Origin of the sequence: Streptomyces mesophilus (genome assembly GCF_011044995.1) — a bacterium.
Classification (GTDB): Bacteria; Actinomycetota; Actinomycetes; order Streptomycetales; family Streptomycetaceae; genus Streptomyces; species Streptomyces mesophilus.
Genome location: NZ_JAAKZW010000177.1, coordinates 1 through 17,521 on the forward strand (window position 1 = coordinate 1; position 17,521 = coordinate 17,521).

A 17,521-nucleotide genomic window follows, 5' to 3' on the forward strand; every position below is an offset into this window, starting at 1 on the left:
CGAGCGGATCGGGCCAGGCCGCCGCGCCGTTGAAGGCGATCGTCGCGGCCGTGAGCAGCCAGGCGGTCTGGCGCAGGAGCGGGAACGGGATTCTGATCCAGGTCAACAGCAGGTCGAGGGCGAGCAGCACGCAGATGCCCGCGTCGATGCCGATCGGGAAGACCAGCGAGAACTTCCCGAAGCCCTTCTGCTCGGCGAGCTCGCGCACGGCCGCGTACGACCCCGCGAAGCCGATGGCCGCGATGACGACCGCTCCCGCGACCACCACGCCGATCAATATCCGGTGTGTCCGCGTCAGCTTCAGTGGCGCCGCCACCCGTGATCCCCTCCCCGACCTCAAATCCCCCACTTCAGCGCAGTGTTGCACCTGCAACCACACTTTTCCAGAGGCAAGCTCAGCCAACGCTACCCATCGCGACTCCCTCAGCCACCAAGCGTGCATGCCGACCACCTGGCACCTAACCGAAAGAGGAGTCGAGGTCACAGCCAACATCGGATTACCCGTCACAAGCCTTGACCTGCACAGAGGATCACCAACGCAAAGCTATGCGAATGCGGCCCCTGCCCCGATATTGCGGATCATTCGTCGCATCCCCGATGGGCCGACTGTTCATAAGAAGCCGACAGCACCCGCGCACGCGGATAAGAATGTTGAAGAACGACCCTCCGGCAGGTGGAGGGCCGTTCCTGTCAGAGCGCATCTGGTCTTATACCTGCGGGCTAGCAACCGCTCGGTGCGGGACGTTGCCCTTCGGTAAAGGTCAGTCGGCAGCCTGTTCCACCGCATCGTTTTCGACCGGGACCACGGTGTAGGCGACTGGCAGGTTCGGGCACTGGGCTGCGTAGTCCTTCAACGCCTTCCCCTCGGCGTCGTCCACGGTCAAGCCCCAGCGGGACTTCGTGGCAACCCAGTCCACCAAGTACACGCAGCGCACCGCTGCTGACTGGACCGGGGGCATCCAATCGGCCGGATCACGATCGCCCTTGGCACGGTTCGACCTCGCGGTGACCGCCACCAGGGAGCGCGGCGCGTCCAGGTCGTTCGCATACGCCTCGCGCCGCTCTCGGCTCCACGTGGAGGCCCCGCTTTCCCAGGCTTGAGAAAGGGGAACCATGTGGTCAATGTCGAGCTTGCCGGGGTCGGTGACGTACGTGTCGTCGTAGTACGAGTACCAGCGCCCGCCGGTGAGTTGGCACTGACTGTCCTTCTTCGGCACCTCGATAGCCTCGGCGAGCAGCGCCTCTTCCCGTGTACGGCACCGATTGTGATCACTGTCGATCCAGTGGTGGAACGAGGTGGGCCGGTCGTACCCGTCGTGTGAGGCGGCCGGCGCAACCGGCAGCGCGGCGATGGCGTCGTGCAACGGCACAGTGATCGGAGCCGGGGCCTCGGCGGCGTGCGCGGGGGCGTTCGTCAGGGGCAGGGTGAACAGTGCTGCGAGCACGCCGAGCGTGCGGAACTTGCGCATGGTGATCTTGATAGTCGCCGCGTCCGGCCGAGTTGGTGCGGCGCGGCGGGGGATCACCCCATCGGGGTTCGGCCCCGTCTTTTCTCGTTCGCGATGACCCCATATGTTGCTGGTTATGGACCGCAACCAGTACATCGAAGTCGCCACCGCCACGGAGACTCGGGAACAAGCTGTCGCCTTGGCGCGCATCGTGGTGGAGAGTCGACTGGCTGGGGGCGCGCAGATCATCGGCCCGGTCGGCTCGGCGTTCTGGCACGACGGCGAGTTCGGGATAGGCGAGGAGTTCCGGCTCGTCCTGAAGACCCGGGGCGACAAGTACCCTGCTGTGGAGTCGGTGCTGCTGGAGCATCACCCGTGGGGCACCCCGGAGATCACGGCCCTGCCTCTGTTGGCGTCCTCGGACGGGTACCGGGCTTGGATGGACAAGACGCTCGGCGACTAGGAACGGGCCCGTTCCAGAGCATCCCGTACCTCCGGCACGCCCGCATGGCTGCTCAGCTCGTGCAGCACGGTGTCCAAGCGCCTGCGGGGGCGGACCGAGGCGACACCCGTGCACAAGGTCAGGGCGCGGCTGGTGACGGTGGCGGCCTGCTCGATCTCGCCGGCCGCCAGGTACGACTGGGCGAGCCACGACATGTACAGGCTCTTGTCCCGCGCGTGGGAGTCCTTGAACCGGTCCAACACCCCTTCCAGTACGGGGACGGCGCGCAGGGGCCGGCGCAGTTCGGTCCAGCATCGGCCGCGCATGATGTCGAGCTCGTCGGTGTCCACCCAGGCGGCCCAGTCCACCGTGGGTTGGTCGAGTTCGGCGATCGCTGATGCGGCGGTCTCGAGGGCCTGCTCTGTCTCCAAGGCGCGGCCGGCGAGGGCGCAGGACCACGCGTACCGCTCGTGAAGAAGCGCCCGGACTTCGCCGGGCTGGTCGTCTGCGGCGATGCGGCAGGACGCCTCGGCCAGAGCGACAGCTTGGTGCCGGTCGGGGTGTTGGTAGGCGAGGAACGCCAGCGCATTGCCTGCCAGCGCCCGGTCGTCGGCGTCTTGCGCGGCCTGCTGTGCTTCAAGGTAGAGGCCGCGGGCGTCGTCGGGTTTCCCGGCGTCGAAGGCCGCCCAGCCCGCTTGCAGGCCCTGTTCCGCCAGCACGGACCGCAGTGCCCTGCCGGTGGCCAAGCTGTAAGTCCGGTCCCGAAGCAGGGCTTTGGTGGACTGGTACTCGGCCAGATATACGCGGTAGGTGTCGCCGCCGCCGAGGACGTCATCGAGGCGCCGCAGGCGGGCGGTGCGCCGTCGTAGATAGTCGGGGGCCTCGGGGCCGAGCCTCGATCCGGCCATGGGGGCGTCGGTGATTTTGTTCAGGCCGATCGCCGCGCCTGCCGTGAGCGATGTCTTCTTGAGGAAGTCTCTGCGCCGCACGCTCTCTCCGTATTCCGCTCCACCCGGTGCGGCGGGTACCTCCCAGTAGCGGGGAGCGAGCCCTAAGAGGTGGCCGGGGATCCGGAGTGAGTCCGCGATCTTCACGATCTTGTCGAATGTGGTGATCTGCCCCTGGCCGCGTGCGAGTTGCCCGACTCGTTCCGGCTTGATGTCGCACTCTGCCGCGATTTTGGAGTAGCTGATATTTCCCAGTTCACGAGCGAGACGGAACACGGTGCCGAAGTCGTGACCGGTGATCGCCGCTCTCATGTCTGCCTGATCCAGCAGGGCTTGCGGCAGGGCCGTGGGGGGCCGGATCTCATTCATACCTGACGCCCTCGTCTGGCTTGTCGGAGATCAACATCCCTGATCGCGGGGGCGAAAGCCTACCCATGATGGGGATACCCCTGCGTGGGGTTCGCGATCCTTCACCGCTTTCTACCGTTCCCGGTATCAACCTGACGCCGACTCGGGGAGCCACGGGTGACCACGGTGAAGCAGCACAAGAACAGAACCGGCGAACAAGGGCGCGAGCCGGATCCGATCGACGTGGCGCAGGTCGACGCCGACACCGGCTGGGCGCTCCAGATCCGCCTCGATGTCCCCCCGCGCGCCGACGTCGACCAACGCACCCTGCGCATCATCGGTGCCCTCAACCTCCTCGTACGAGAAGGCCTGGCCGAGGCGAACCCGGACTTTCGCGCCATGTATCGGGAGGCGTACCGGCTGCTAGATCTCGCCAACGGGGCGAGGGCTCTCACGGACGCACAGGCCTATGGCCACCTGCGTGCCCTCGCCCGCGTCGCCCGCACCTTCACAGTCCTGTACTGCCGCACCCGCTAACCACCCCCTGCACAGGGCCTCACCCTCCGACCTCAGCAGCTCACCGAGGCCGAGCAGCACTTCAAGCTCTCCTGATGGCCCCTCACGGACGCCATCTCCGCGGCCGCCGAGGGCCAGTTCCTGCTGCCTGCCGGACCGTGCGCATTGCTCCTCGCGGAACGCTGACCGGCAATACCGGCCACCCGCTCGCCTACCGCCGAAGTCCGTACCACCATCGAGGAGCGCGCCAACCCCGCCGCCGTTCTGGACCGACCACCGCTGCACACCCTGACCGTTTCGAGCAGGAGGAGAACGCGATGACGACCGTGACCCCGTGGACCCAACGCCTGGCCACCGGCACCGAAGACATCCAGGCCGAAGTCATCGACTGGTATCAGCGCACCCCGCGCGGCAAGGCGTACGTCCCCACGATGATCTGGGGCACCCTCCAGACCGAGGCCTATGCGACGGTCATCCTCAAGCACGTCGTGGACTTCCTCGACATACGCGACGACGTCCCGGCCGGCGTCGCCAAGCGCATGGAACGCCAGAAGGTTCTGCACGACGGCGAGCACCACTACGACGTGATCCTCGGCGAACAGGCCCTGTACACCAACGTCGGCGGCCCCAAGGTCATGGCCGAACAGATGGAACGCCTGCTGCGCGACATGGACTTGAACTCCTTGACCTTCGGGATCATCCCCACCACGGCCGAGATCACCACCGTGCCCGTGCCGGCCTTCAACCTCCACGGTGCCCACAACGAGAGCGCCCACGTCGAGCTCGTCTCATCAGGGCTGGAAGTCACCGACCCTGCCGAACTGGCCTTGTACGAGAAGGCCTTCACCGCACTGCAGCACGCCGCCGTCTACGACACAGCTGCCCGCGACCTGGTGACCAAAGCCCACACCTTCTGGACCAGCCGCTGACCAAGGGCGGGGTCCCGATGGCGAACGGCGACGCTGCGCTCAACGCCAACACCTGAGACCGTCTGCCTTCCACCATGCGAACTGGAGCCGAAGCGGCCTCGTGGCTGTTTCGCACCGCCCCCGGGGCCCGGGATCGAGCTCCCCGGCGATCTCGCGGGTGCCACGGTGGCCGAACTCGGCTGCGGACACGCCCGGCCCGTCACGCCCCAGGCCCTGCCCAAGTCCACATCGGTGAGCTTCGCCTTCCCCGCCGACGAGCTCGACTCCGACCAGCACCGGCGCGCCCTGCTCCCGCTGACCGAGCGCCTCGGACTGCGGCTGCGCACCGAGCGGCAGATCACCCGCGCCCTGGCCCTCACCGTCAAGTACGCCGACGGCTCCACCACCACGCGAAGCCGCACCCTCACCGAACCGACCGCCCACACACTGGCCCTGACAGACGCCGCGTACACGATGTACGCCATGCTCGGCCTGCAGCGCGCCCGCGTCCGCACCCTCACCCTGCGGGCCGAAGGCCTCCACCACGCCGAACTCACCATCCAGCAAATGACCTTCGACCCCGTCGACGACAAACTGCGCCGCATCGAAGAGGCCGCCGACCGCGCCCGCGCGCGCTTCGGACCCATCGCAGTCCGCCCCGCCGCCCTCGCTCTACCGGAGACCTGAACTGCGGTTCCGTCCGGCACATTTCGCCAGTGCTGTAGGCCCGCCTCGCACCGTGGCGTCTGCTGTTGGACGCGCCTGCTCTATTTCACTTGGTCAGGAGTGTCTCTGCACCGTCGCCGTGAGGTAGCAGGCCAGCGAGGACCAGCTTGCCGTCTTGATCAGCTGGGCGGAAGGTGGCTGCGCCACCTCCAGCAAAGGACAGGAACAATTCAGGACCTTGCGAGTAGTCCTCCCAGAACCATTCACCTTTCCCTCCTGTCAGGCCACTCTTGGAAACGTGCACTCCAGCACCTTCCTGGGCATCGATATTCAATCTCTCGGCCGTGAACGTTCCACTCTTATCGAGATCAAGCAATGCGCCATCGGGGCCTCGCCAGGTTCCTATGATCTCCGCTCGGTCCGCATCTCGATCTTCAAGGAACGCACTGCCACATCCTGACAAAGTGAGCAGGAGAAGAGCAGTAGAGGTAGCCATTGCGTGCCCCCTTACCCGCCTAACACGCCCCACCTTGCGGATAGTCACGCCACATCCTTTGAGGCCATCCAACCCTCATTCTCCGGGATCTAGTTCCCACACCGCGGCAACCACATAGGGGTCCGTGCGATCGAATCTTGATTCGATCGCACGGAAAACGTCGACTTCACTCAAAGGAGGCTTTCTCCCGAGGAAGCTCGCCATCGACCTGAAGGTCCCCCCGGCATTCCTATGCGTATTCCATGCATCAAAACCTTCAAACCCGTCTACCCCGACAGGATCCACCGTCCAGTCGCGAGCTTCAAGAATGTCGTGCTGCTCATCAAGTGGCTTCCGAGCGGAAGCCCCCCCAGTGTTCAGCACTAGATACTCTATTTTGTATTCAGGGCCACCTGAAGCATTCGACGTTTCGAACTCGTACAAAACCTCCGCCTGACCTACCACATCGGACTCGGCACCTCTCAGCGGGTCCTCATTGGCATGCATCCATGACTTGGCCAGGAAAATGACCCCGACGGCCACAATTAAACTAACCAGTCCGACGCGCCACCGATTTTTTACCTTTCGAACGTTCACCCTTCTCGACTCCAAAATTCGAGGGACTGCCCCCACCGGCCGCTACGCCCAAGCTCGCGTTGATACACCACTGGCGTACGCTCCTGTCGCGGCCCCTCCCTCCAGGCCCGACGCCAGCGGTTCGCCGACATCCGAGCCACTCGGAATCGCGGGGCACCTCGGCGTCGCTGGCCCCCCATTTCGATCAAGTCAGCGTCTGCAAACCGGACTTGCTCGCGCCGAGCTCGCTCCTCGGCCGTCAGACCACCGCCATCGGAATACCTCATTCCTCCGGCATAGCGTCGCCCCAACGAACCATCACGCCCCGACGTAACCTCCGCAGTTAAAGATCTCCAGAGGACGCCATTTCACCGTCCGTGACCGATCCGGCACGGCTGGAGTCATCCAGCACTGGAGAACTATTCATCGCAGAGCACTGTCGATACGCCTGTCCAAACTCTCCACGAGGATATAGAAATCTCGCTTTGCCATCACCTGACCTTGAGGGGCATACGGAGTTATGTCGCTGGTCGAGAGATCCACAAGAAACTCGCCGTACTGGGCCCAGTAGTACCACTCCCGGCAACCCTGGTCCTCGCTCCCATCCAGGCAGAGAATTTTATTGCGATCCGCGCGCAGCGTGCCTGGATACTCTGGATATGCCGGTTTCCCTGGCCAGTTGTCCGCATAGTTCCGCTCAGGTGACTCGTCCGTAAACGCTCGGCCGGCTCGTTTGCGATCGCCGTACGCACCCACGAAGACAACAACCATGCACTCCTCAGGGGTCGCTTCCACCGTTGAGTACCACCAGGGTGTGCCGCGCAGCTCACTGCCCCCCTCTCCGCGGCGCCCGCCTATGTCGGTCAACTCGTACTGCCCGCCGCAGCGATTCGGAAGGATATCCGCAGCCGATACCACCAGAGACTTGAGGTCAACCTTGGGGCGCGGAATTTCTGGCTCGAATAGGCTGCAACTCGCAACCAAGAGGACCGATAGGACAGGCACTGTTGCCGCAGCCGCTCTTGAATAATTTCTCACGGCAGCACCTTCTGAGCCCACGGATTTGGATTGTCTACAGATTGCCACCCAGGGACAGTATTGATGATCTCCCTATGCAGGTCATGGATGGTCATATCGGCACCATAATCCCTATACAGATTGACCCCGATGTTCACGGAGACATTGTCGCCGCCATCAGTTTGCCCAACCCCCGATATCTTGACGTTGGAGGCCGAAATCAATTCCGCACGAGAGAATCCCGCAGCGGAGCCGATATATCCATAATGAATATTCGACCACACGTCAAACAGGAGTCGCCCCTTCTTCCCGTCCGCAATACCCGTCCGGGAGTCTGAATCAAGATCGAACTTCTTGGCCAAGACCCCCTTATGATCCCATCTCGCCCCAGCGTGAATGATCGAGTAGAACTTACTAAGCGCCTTTCCGCGCGCAATTACGTTTCCCCCCAGTCCGCCACCGAGCCAGCGGGCAAGCCCTTCGAGCTTTTCTCCGGCACTAGAGTTCGGATTCCAGAATTTAATGAATCCGCACATGTCACTCTCGTTATCGCAGGACAAGTCGTCGACTTCCTCCCCTTCGACATTCGCATGCATCTCCCCGAACATGTAAATGAGGATCTGCGTGTACTCTCGATCCAATCCGGAAAGATCCTCAGAATATCCCTTTAGGCATTTTGCGTCACATTCTTCAGGTTTCCCGCCGCTGTCGTCACTTCCGTTGGTTCCCCCGCCATCGTCCGGCCCGCTATTTCCACCGCTGCCGCCTCCATGGTTGCCGAGGCAGTTGTCAACCGTAGGGCATTCGTCGGCGTAAAGCCCGGTGGGGTCACTGAGGGTGATGGGGGTGTTGTTGGCGTAGGAGTAGCCCTGCATTTGCTGGGGGTCGTTCGGGTTCATGACGGGGTCGACGCTGATGAAACGGCCTGTGGCGGTGTCGTACTCGCGGGCACCGATATGGGTGAAGCCGGTGGTGGTGTCGATGTCTCCGCCGACGAAGCCTTTCTGGCCGGGCCAGAAGGCTGGGGTGATGCCGCGAGGGGCGCCGTAGGGGAGCGTCTTGCGCCGGTTGACGGCGAGTGTGGTGGCGCTGACGGACAGTTGGTTGGTTCCGTGGTGGTCGGCGACGAGGAGGCGGACTTTGCCGTCGCTGCTGGTGCGGATGGCGGTGCCGCCGGGCACGGTGTAGTACCGGGTGCCCGCCAGGGTGTTGGTGGATTTGGTGAGGACGAGTTCCTGGCCGCCGGGCAGATACAGGGTGGTGGCGGTGGGTTCACGCTTCAGGATGCGCGTTCCCGCGGTGTCATACAGGAACTTGGTGGTGGTGCCGGAGATGGTGGAGGTGGCGAGTTTGCCTTCTTCGTTCCAGGTGAGGTCCTGGGCGCTTCCGGTTGCAGGGGTCTTCTTCTTGAGGTTGCCGTTGGCGTAGTACTCGTAGGTGTCGGCTCCGGTGGCGCCGCCGGTGGCGGTGATGGTGCGTACTGCATGAGGTTGGGCGGCGCCGGTGGTGGTGGGGTAGGTGTATTTGCGGGTGGTGTCGGCGGTGATGGAGCCGGCCTTGTGCTGGGTTTCGGTGGCCCTGTCGCTCGTGTTGGTGAAGGTCCAGCTGGTCCAGTACGGGTCGACGGTGCCGAGGGCCGGGGTGCCGGATCCGTTGACCGGTTTGGTGGTGCAGGCGTCCGCGGTGGTCCATGCCTCGCTGAGGCGACGAGCCCAGTCGTAGGCGAAGCACTGGTCGTCGGCGATGGTGCCGTCGTTCTGGTCGTCGCGGATGCGGGTGACGTTGCCGACCGTGTCGTAGCTGTACTTGATGTTCGACAGGGTCTGCGGTCCGGAAGCCTCACGGTCGACAATCGAGGTCGCGAGCCGACGAGTGATGGTGTCGTAGCCGAGGGTCTGGATGACCCGGGCTCCCTGGTTGCCGAGCGAGGACTGCGCGAGCTCACCGAACGGGGTGTAGCTGGCGCCTCGCAGATAGACCTGGGAGAGAGTGCCGTCGACGATGCCGAGCAGGTCCTGAGCTCCGTAGTGGTTGGTGACGGTTTCGGCGGGCAGCGCGGTGGTGGCGTTGGTGTTGCCGGTGCTGTACGCCGCATTGACGGGCAATCCGTTGACCGGGGTGGACGTGGTAGCAACCGTGTACGTGCCGGCGAGCTTCTCCTCACCGGCCACCGACGGCACCGTCACCGTCGTCCCGGTCGGTTTGCCTCCGGAGTCGTACCCGGTGACGGAACTGGTGTATGCGGTGGCCGGCGAGATGGAGGTGTCATAGCGGGTGGAGGAGGCCAGCAGCCCCTTGCCGCCTGGAGCGGTGTCGTACGTCCACTCGGCTAGCTTGGCGCCCGTGACCGAGCCCGTGCGCAGGGTCTTCTTGCGGCCAAGTTCGTCGTAGGTGTTGGCCAGGGTGGTACCTACGACGTCCGTGGTCGTTTCAATGCGGCCGTCGGTTCCATAGACGGTGGTGCTGGCGCCCTTGTCGGGGTCCGTGGTGGCGGTCTGGCGGCCGCGCAGGTCGTAGCTGTAGGTCCAGGAGTTGCGGCTGGATGTGTCGGTGATCTTCTCGAGGTTGCCGGCTCGGTCGTGGTCGTAGGTGATCTTCTCGTACTGGCTGGCGGCTGCGCCGATGAGCGGGTTGCGGTCCTTGTACTGGCGGCGTTCGATCGCGCGCCCGCGGATGTCGTTGATGGTGAGTTCGGCGGTGCCGCCGGCCGGCGGAGTGGTGGAGGTCCAGGTGGCGCCGTATGCGGTGGTGGTCCGCCACTTCTCCACGTTCAGCGACAGCGTGATGACGGCCGTGGGGCGGCCTCGCCCGTCGTACTCGGTGACGGTCGACGCGGGGATCTGGTTGGGCGTGACCACCAGCATGGTGGTGGAGACGGCTTGGCTGTTGTAGAAGGTGGCGTCGGTCTGAAAGGCCCGGCCGTGAGTGTCGTAGAAGGTGTTGGTGACGGTTCGACCCGTCACACCGATTGCGTCGGATTGGGTCTGCCGTTCGCGCAGCAAGGAATCGTAGATCGTGACTTTTGTGCCCCAGGTGCCGTCTTCGTGGAGCTTCTTCGCCGTCACTGTCGAGGGTGTCGTGGCGGAGATGTTGTAGGTGAAGGTGGCGTTGGGGTTGGTGGTGGTGGCGCGGCCGGCGCTCCATGCTTTGGTGAGGCGTCCCAGGCTGTCGTATTCGTTGCTGGCCGTGCGTTGGTTGGCATCGGTGGTCTTGAGCGTAAGGCTGCGCATGCCGTCTAGGTGGGTGGTGTTGGTGTGGCCCTTGACGTTGGTGACGGTCACGCTGGTGGCCTGAGCACCTGTGGCCGGAAAGTAGGCGGTGGTGATGGCCTGGCCGTCCTGGCCCTTGGTGATGGTGGGACGGCCGTACTGGTCGAAGCTGCCTTGCGCGGTGGTCTCCCACACCAGTTGGTCGGTGAGGTTGAGTTTGGCTGCCTGCTCGGTCTTCGTTGAGTTGGCCTGCCCGGGCTTGGGAGCGACTCCCGGTGCCTGGTTGTCGTAGGAGGTGCGGGTGGCTCCGGTGCTGGCGGAATCGAGGTAGCCGGTGTCGCCGGCGCCGCAGGGCGTCTGAGCGAAGGTGGTGACCCGTGAGGGATAGGCGATCAGCCAGTTCGTGGTGTCAGGGGCGACGTAAGTTGTGCGGGTGCACTTCGGGTCGACGTCATTGGCCGGGTCACCGTCGTCGCCTTCGGCAGTCACCAGACCGTAGACCGGGTCGTAGACACGGCTGGTGGTCAGGGTGCGCCATGTCGTGCCGTCGTCGAGGAGTGTCTGTGCCTTCGAGGTGACCGTTCCGGACAGGTGCGCGGTCTTGGCCGGCAGTGTGGGTGCTGGGTCGCTGGGCTTGTCGGGGTCGGTAATGCCCTTGACCGACTGGGTGGCGGTAGCGGCCGACTGCCAGGGGTAGTAGAGGGTTCGGGCGACGACCTTGCTGCCTGTTCCGTCCTTGTCCCAGGTCGACTCTTCGGCTGCGCGTCCTGCGAAGTCGTCCCGGTCGGTCATGCCGTTGACCGTGGGCACGGTGCGGGCGCTGCCGTCGGCGAGGGTGTCGCCGGCCATGCCCACGAAGTAGGTCTTCGACGTCTTGGTGCGGTTCTCTGTACCGACGTAGGTACGGACGGTGCCGTAGCCACGGAAGACGCTCCAGGAGCGGTGCTTGTCGAGAGTGAATTCCGATGTGTCGCGTCGCCAGTTGGGGCCGTTGGCGTATTCGTAGGTGGTGGTCTTCGACGGCGAGCCGGTGCCGGCGGTGGTGTCGTCCTCGACCACCTGGGTGACCAGGTACTTATGGAACCAGTCCTTGACCGGGTCCACGGCGCCCTCGGGGGTCCACCAAGACGGGTAGCAGCGTTTGGTGTTGCGATCCGCGGAGGACGGAAGGCTGCTCGAGGTGCATTCGGCGGGACTGTAGGTGACGAGGGTCTGGCCGCCGGTCTCGTTGGTGATCTGCGTGATGCGGTACTTGTTCAGCGGCGGCCGTCCCTCAGCCGAGTTCACCCGGTTTGCCATGGGTGTTCCACCGAACGTGGTCTTCGGCAGGGTCAGGTCCGGGAGAGATCCGGCCTTGCCGGTGTGCTGGATCGAGTCCAGCCAGAGCGCGGGGGCGGAGACGTCTCCCGTGGCCGGGAAGGACTGCTCGAGCGTCCAGGTGTCCACGTCGGTGAGGGTGGTGACGACCAGCGACTGAGTGGTGATGCTCTTCAGGCGCTTGCGGGACCAGAACGAGGGGGATGCCTGCAGGCATTCGGTACCTGCGGTGCAGTTGAGGTCGACCGGGACGTCAGGCCAGCTGGTGGCATGGTCCTCGTCGAAGGTGCCGCAGTTTGCCAGGCATCGTTCGGCCACCTCGAAGGCCACGCGGCCCGCTGGCTTATCGGTGGTGAAGATCGCGTTGGCGCGCAGGCCGTAGTCGATCCGATTCAGGTAGCCGCCGCGTGTGTAGGCGACTGGTGTGTCCCGCTTGCCGTTTTGCGCGTAGTGGCCGGCCTCCTTCGAGTAGTACATGGCCATGGCGTTGTTGTGCGGATCGACGACGTAGTCGAGGTTCCAGCGCCAGCCCTGGATGTCCGCGGAGGAGGCGAAGTCCGAGGCGTGACCGGGCTCACCGCTGTGGTTGCCATAGACGGGGACAGTGAAGACCGAATGGGTCTCCTCCTTCCCGCTGGTCCACCCAGGCAGGCGGTTCTTGCCGAACCAGTACTGCGTGCCGTCCAGCGTGGTGACTCGCCAGTACTCGTGGTCCTCATCACCGTTGACGTCGTTCGGGGCGCTCCCGAAGATCTGCTCGATGCGTGAGCCGTCGTCGTCGGCGAGCTTCCATGCCTTCTTGCCCGCGTCCCACACCAGCGGGGTGGACTTCCCGTTGAGGGACAGTGTGGCGTTCTGGGACTTCCAGCACTGATCACCGACCTTCTCGGTGTTGTTGCCATTCTGCTTGTCGTTCTCGCAGCTGGCGTAGGAGCGCTCGATGTACCCCGGCGAGTAGTCCCAGCCCTCACCGATCCACGAGGTCTGGTTGTTCGTCGACGACGTACGACCGTCCACCGAAGAGGAGTTGTACGACAGCTCCACCTTCGGCTGCAGGCCACCGGGGACAGACGGCACCCCCAGGGGCACACTCCAGCCGAACCCTCCGGAATTGCCTCCGGCCGACCACGCTCCCGCGGGAGACAGTGACGTCGCTTTGAACGACCCTTCCGATCCGTCTGCAGCTGCAGTGACGGCAAGGACCGTCATGCCGCCTCCGGAGGCAGCCGCGCGTGACCGTGTACCAGCGCCCTGGCCAGCCGGGAACGTCACGTTGGCCGTGAGCGTGTGGGCTTTGGTGTTGTTGTCGGTTACCAGCGGAGTGCCTTTGAGGCATTGGGCTTTGATCGGCGTGGTCAGCGCACAGGCAGGCAGTTGGACCAGGTGCAGTCGCGAGGACCAGCCGGCGCCGAAGGCGGACTTGATGCTCGAGTAGTCGACCTGTACGGCGGCCGCACCCGGTGCACTGCTCGGGACGGTCGGCTGGATCGACAGCAACAAGCCTTCGATCCCTGCCCGTTGCGTAGCCTTGCGGTCGGCGAGCCCCACCCGCACACGGTCTGGGCTCGTAGTGCCGGCTACCCGGGCGCTGGCCTTCTCACCTTTGACGGCGGTGAGCCGGCCGATATGGACTGGTAGTGAGCCCGCTTGGACACGTTTACTGGCGGGTCTCTTTGAGGTGTCATCAGCGGCCTGAGGTAGTACGACCTCCGCCTGCCCGGCGTTGGGCCAATCAATCTTCCCCGGCGCATGCCACTGGTTGCGCTCGGATGGCGCGCGCTTGACAGAGCGTTTGACAGCCAGGTCCTTGCCTTGCACTGACACGGTCTTCTGCACGGGGCGCGGTGAGAATCCGCCACCGGGTTTCGCCCAGGCAGGCGCAGACAGCAGCGACAGGGTCAGAGCTGCGGACAGCAGGCCGACCGAGGTGGTTCGTGCGCTGCGCATCCGCAGCAGCGGGAAATTGGAAAACGGCATGCTAAAGCCACTGCGCAGCACCATGAAATCCCCACCCCAAAGTCTGCATCTCATGTAGATCACGTGAAGAGAAGCAGGGGCGGCGCCCATCGCGCAAGATCTCGGACCGTAGAGATTGCCTGGCATAGAAGAAAAGGAGCTTGCCCCTGTTGGCTAGTTGCGGATCAAGGCCCCGATCAGGGGCAACCTCCGCCACGAGGAGGGAAATTGGGGCAACTTGACGCCAGGCCGCCCACTACAGGAGGGCGAGGGATTTGCACCTCGTTCCACAATGCTAATCACCCTTGAAAGCCTTGGTAAAAGCCGCACAGTGTGAATAGCCTGCGACCCCCATGCAACATGCGTATGGCTTCAGAAAGGCGCCTCATGACAAAACCACACATGACGGGTCGCAGAAGGAGACATCCCGTAGCGTTCCTTCTCGCGCTGGGACTCCCATTGACGGCAATCACCACGCTGACCCTTCCTGCCGCGCCGGTGTCTGCGGAGGAAGCGAGTCCGTCAACTCACGCTTCCGCCTCCGAGTCCGCTGCGTTCGACCTTGCGAAGACGTCCGGACACCGTGTGGAGATCCTTGATCGGCGAGAGGAGGCGGCGGAGGTCTTTGCCAATCCGGACGGCACCACCACACAGCGGATCTACTCGACACCGGTTTGGACCCGCTACGACCGGTTGTGGCAGAAGGCGGATGCCACGATGGTGCCCAGGGAGGACGGCACGGTAGGGCCGGCGGCTCCCGTGTTCGGGCTGACGTTCTCCGGGGGCGGCACCGGGCCACTGGTGACCATGGCCAAGAACGAGAAACAGTTGGCGCTGTCCTGGCCCGACCCGCTGCCCAAGCCGGTACTCGAGGGCGACAGCGCGCTGTACAAGTCGGTCCTTCCGGACGTCGACTTGAAGATCACTGCGCAGGTCGACGGCTTCGCCCAGCACTTGATCATCCACAATGCGGCGGCGGCAGAGAACCCGGCGCTGGCCACCATCCGGCTCGGCATCAAAGCCCAAGGGGTCACCCTGGCTGACGATGCGTCGGACAACCTGGAGGCCAAGGACGCCGACGGCAACGTCGTCTTCAGCGCGCCCAGCCCGAAGATGTGGGAACAGCCCCCAGTTGGCGAGGACGGCGCCGCCGCCAAGGCCGCCACCGCGGGAAAGGCCGGTGCCGCCGGGGAGGAGGCACCGGCCTCCGCTCCGGTGACCGCTGACGTCGATGGCTCCGTCTTGTCCCTCACCCCGGATGCCACGCTGCTGGCCACCGCCGACCAGTTCCCGCTGGTGGTGGACCCCATATTCACCGGCGGAAGCCGGGAGAAATGGGCGGTGGTGTACTCCGCCGAGCCGGCAGGAACGTTCCCGAACGGCTCCGGCTGGCAGTCCAGTACACCCAGTGATGAGCCTCGAGTGGGTAACAACGGCAGCGGCCGTACCCGTTCGTTCTTCCAGATGAACACCTCTGGACTGGCTGGCGCCGATATCCGGAGCGCCACCTTCTCGGTGGAGGAGACCCATTCCTGGGGTTGCTCGGCTTCCGCGGCCGGCCCCACCGAACTGTGGGTTACGGACTCGCTGGCCACCACCCCCTCGTGGAACACGAACAGCGGGTGGTGGACCACCTATGTCATGCAGAAGTCGTTCGCACATGGCAACCCGACCTACTGCCCCGGGGTGCAGGGCGTGGACTTCAACAGCGCTGCGCTGACCGCGCAGGTGCAGAAGGTCGCGGACAGCGGCGCGGGCAGCATCACCTTCGGGCTGCGCGCGGATGCCGCCTATGAAGACCAGGTCGACAGCTTCAAGCGGTTCAAGAACGACCCGGTGCTCGAGGTGGACTACAACTTCCTGCCCACCATTGCCAGCCCAGCCGCCTACGAGGGCAGCTTCGTGCCTGGCGGAGACGGCAACAAGCCCGTTCCCTGCGGCGGTGTGATCGGCAACAGCGGATTGGCTCTGGCTGTGAAGCTTACGGACAAGGATGGCGGCACCATCGCTCCGCAGTTCTCGGTCACCAACTCCACGACCGGAGCGGCCGTAACGGTCACCAATGGCTCAGCGGTCTCCAGCGGCAAGATTGCGACCGCCAGCGTCTCGGCCGCAAGGCTCGCGTCCGGCAGCTACAAGTGGAAGGTCCGCGCCAAGGACGGCGAGGACACCTACAGCCCTTACAGTGCAGAGTGCGCCTTCACTGTCGACCGTCAGGGCCCCGCCGCTGCAGTCACCGTCACCCGCACTGACGGCACACCTGCGGACGATCCCACCGCGAAGTACGCGGGCCGCAAGACGGTGAGCCTCAAGGTCTCCAACCCCGCCACCGATTTGGCCGGGTTCTGTTGGGCCGCTGATCACCCCATTTCCGTCTCCAGCGAGCGCTGTCGCGGTGCCAACTGGGTCCCCGTCGCCTCTGGCGCAACCACCGCCACCATCAATGTCATCCCCACCGGCTACCCCAACACCGCGCTGCACGTCCTGGCTTACGACAAGGCCGGCAACCACTCCCCGCTGGACGGTGGCGTTGAGACCACCATCCTGGCCACGACCAAAGCGGACTTTGTCTACGCACCCGGAAAGAGCCCCGGCACCGGTCTCGCCCACCAGGACCTGCCGGGCGACCTCACTGGCGACGGCTACCCCGACCTTACTGCCGTCGACGCCGCAGGCCAGCTGCGGCTCTACGCCGGCGACGGCACCGGAGAGATCACCACCCAAGGCGCAATCATCGGGCTCAGCGGCTGGACTGGCGCCCTGCTCACCCACAGCGGCGACTACGCCGGTTTCACCAGCTCCACCGCAGAACCCGACGGCTACCAGGACTTCATCACCCGCCTGAAGGACGGCAAGCTCTACCTCTATCCCGGCAACGGCCTGGGAACTCCCTGGGTTGCGTCCCGCACCGAACTCGTCCACGCCGACCTCAACAGCGGCACCGACTGGACCCGCACCCGCCAGATCCTGACCATGGGCGATGTCGACAAGAACACCACCTCAGGTCACGCCGGCGGAACCGACCTGATCACCATCGAGTGCATCAACGACGCGTGTGACAACGCCGAAATGTGGCTCTACACCGGCAACACCCTCGCCGACGGCACCACCAATCAGACCGAACCCTTCGACCTCACCAACCGCATCAGAATCGGCAGCTCAGGCTGGAAGAACCTCAACATCCTTGCCGTCGGCGACAAAACCGGCGACGGAATCAAGGACATCGTCACTCGTAACCCCAGCGACGGCTCCCTCAACGTCTACCCGGGAGTGATCACCAACGGCGTATACGGGCTGGGCGCCCGCTCCGTCGACGGCTCCGGCTGGACACCTGCCACCCGTCCGCTCGTCACCTCGCCCGGCAACGCCCAAGGCACCGTGACCAGCCAGCAGTACAACGACGACGGACAGATCATCACGTTCCGGCAGTTCCAGCCCTCGACCACCCCGGACTACGGCGACCTGTGGGCCACCACCCCGGCCGATCCGGACTACACGGTCACCTACCGCACCGCCACCGGAGGAACAGCCACGACCAAGTGCCCGACCGGCTGCCTGCTGTTCTACCCCGGAAGCAGCCACAGTTACCGATCCCCGCCCGACCTCGTCGGCTCGGCCGGCTGGGGCTCCCTCGGCTCACTCCACTAGACACTCCATGCCCAATGGCGGGCGGGGCCCCTCTCCGCCCCCCCGCCC

General features: G+C 64.7%; 11 protein-coding genes and 1 pseudogene. 5 read left to right on the plus strand and 7 right to left on the minus strand.

All coding sequences use genetic code 11. The annotated features are described in order from the left end of the window. Positions 1 to 316, minus strand: a 316-nt coding sequence (locus tag G6045_RS30105; protein WP_165335314.1) for a DUF2637 domain-containing protein, incomplete at its 3' end; no start/stop codon positions are given. A gap of 445 nt (positions 317 to 761) precedes the next feature. Then, positions 762 to 1,469, minus strand: a complete 708-nt coding sequence (locus G6045_RS30110) for an HNH endonuclease family protein (RefSeq protein ID WP_165335315.1) — start codon at positions 1,467 to 1,469, stop codon at positions 762 to 764. A 115-nt stretch (positions 1,470 to 1,584) separates the two neighbouring features. On the opposite strand from G6045_RS30110, the gene cutA reads away from it, so the two are divergent. Continuing rightward, positions 1,585 to 1,911 (plus strand): divalent-cation tolerance protein CutA, encoded by a 327-nt coding sequence (gene cutA / locus G6045_RS30115; RefSeq protein WP_206344357.1) that lies wholly within the window; start codon positions 1,585 to 1,587, stop codon positions 1,909 to 1,911. On the opposite strand, the gene G6045_RS30120 is transcribed toward cutA, so the two are convergent. Beyond that, a complete protein-coding gene (locus G6045_RS30120; RefSeq protein ID WP_235968392.1) occupies positions 1,908 to 3,149 on the minus strand; it encodes a tetratricopeptide repeat protein in 1,242 nt (413 codons plus the stop codon). The genes cutA and G6045_RS30120 overlap by 4 nt on opposite strands. A gap of 213 nt (positions 3,150 to 3,362) precedes the next feature. Here G6045_RS30120 and G6045_RS41685 point away from each other — a divergent pair, with 213 nt between their 5' ends. From G6045_RS41685 to G6045_RS30135, 3 genes are all read left to right on the plus strand, one after another. Beyond that, positions 3,363 to 3,722 (plus strand): DUF6415 family natural product biosynthesis protein, encoded by a 360-nt coding sequence (locus G6045_RS41685; RefSeq protein ID WP_165335317.1) that lies wholly within the window; start codon positions 3,363 to 3,365, stop codon positions 3,720 to 3,722. A 296-nt stretch (positions 3,723 to 4,018) separates the two neighbouring features. Beyond that, positions 4,019 to 4,630: a DUF5753 domain-containing protein gene (locus tag G6045_RS30130; RefSeq protein ID WP_165335318.1), complete on the plus strand. Its 612-nt coding sequence runs from the start codon at positions 4,019 to 4,021 to the stop codon at positions 4,628 to 4,630. 165 nt (positions 4,631 to 4,795) lie between these two features. Then, positions 4,796 to 5,296, plus strand: coding sequence for a DinB/UmuC family translesion DNA polymerase (locus tag G6045_RS30135; protein WP_408056380.1), 501 nt, complete (start codon positions 4,796 to 4,798; stop codon positions 5,294 to 5,296). Positions 5,297 to 5,381: 85 nt separating this feature from the next. On the opposite strand, the gene G6045_RS30140 is transcribed toward G6045_RS30135, so the two are convergent. The 4 genes and pseudogenes from G6045_RS30140 to G6045_RS30150 form a co-directional block, all read right to left on the minus strand. Next, on the minus strand, positions 5,382 to 5,771 hold the full coding sequence (locus tag G6045_RS30140; RefSeq protein ID WP_165335319.1) for a hypothetical protein: 390 nt from the start codon (positions 5,769 to 5,771) through the stop codon (positions 5,382 to 5,384). A gap of 75 nt (positions 5,772 to 5,846) precedes the next feature. After that, a complete protein-coding gene (locus G6045_RS30145; protein ID WP_165335320.1) occupies positions 5,847 to 6,347 on the minus strand; it encodes a hypothetical protein in 501 nt (166 codons plus the stop codon). Between the two features lie 83 nt (positions 6,348 to 6,430). Continuing rightward, positions 6,431 to 6,613, minus strand: a pseudogene (locus G6045_RS42490) (IS630 family transposase); the annotation flags it as partial. A gap of 747 nt (positions 6,614 to 7,360) precedes the next feature. Next, positions 7,361 to 13,870: an RHS repeat-associated core domain-containing protein gene (locus tag G6045_RS30150; protein WP_165335321.1), complete on the minus strand. Its 6,510-nt coding sequence runs from the start codon at positions 13,868 to 13,870 to the stop codon at positions 7,361 to 7,363. Between the two features lie 540 nt (positions 13,871 to 14,410). On the opposite strand from G6045_RS30150, the gene G6045_RS30155 reads away from it, so the two are divergent. Next, a complete protein-coding gene (locus G6045_RS30155; protein ID WP_165335322.1) occupies positions 14,411 to 17,473 on the plus strand; it encodes an RHS repeat domain-containing protein in 3,063 nt (1,020 codons plus the stop codon). Positions 17,474 to 17,521 lie beyond the last annotated feature (48 nt).

Excerpts from the sequence above, each read along its gene's own strand:
- G6045_RS30140 (WP_165335319.1), bottom strand. The coding sequence starts at position 5,771 with ATGGCTACCTCTACTGCTCTTCTCCTGCTCACTTTGTCAGGATGTGGC.
- G6045_RS30120 (WP_235968392.1), bottom strand. The coding sequence starts at position 3,149 with ATGAGAGCGGCGATCACCGGTCACGACTTCGGCACCGTGTTCCGTCTC.
- cutA (WP_206344357.1), top strand. The coding sequence starts at position 1,585 with ATGGACCGCAACCAGTACATCGAAGTCGCCACCGCCACGGAGACTCGG.
- G6045_RS30110 (WP_165335315.1), bottom strand. The coding sequence starts at position 1,469 with ATGCGCAAGTTCCGCACGCTCGGCGTGCTCGCAGCACTGTTCACCCTG.
- G6045_RS30130 (WP_165335318.1), top strand. The coding sequence starts at position 4,019 with ATGACGACCGTGACCCCGTGGACCCAACGCCTGGCCACCGGCACCGAA.
- G6045_RS30150 (WP_165335321.1), bottom strand. The coding sequence starts at position 13,870 with ATGGTGCTGCGCAGTGGCTTTAGCATGCCGTTTTCCAATTTCCCGCTG.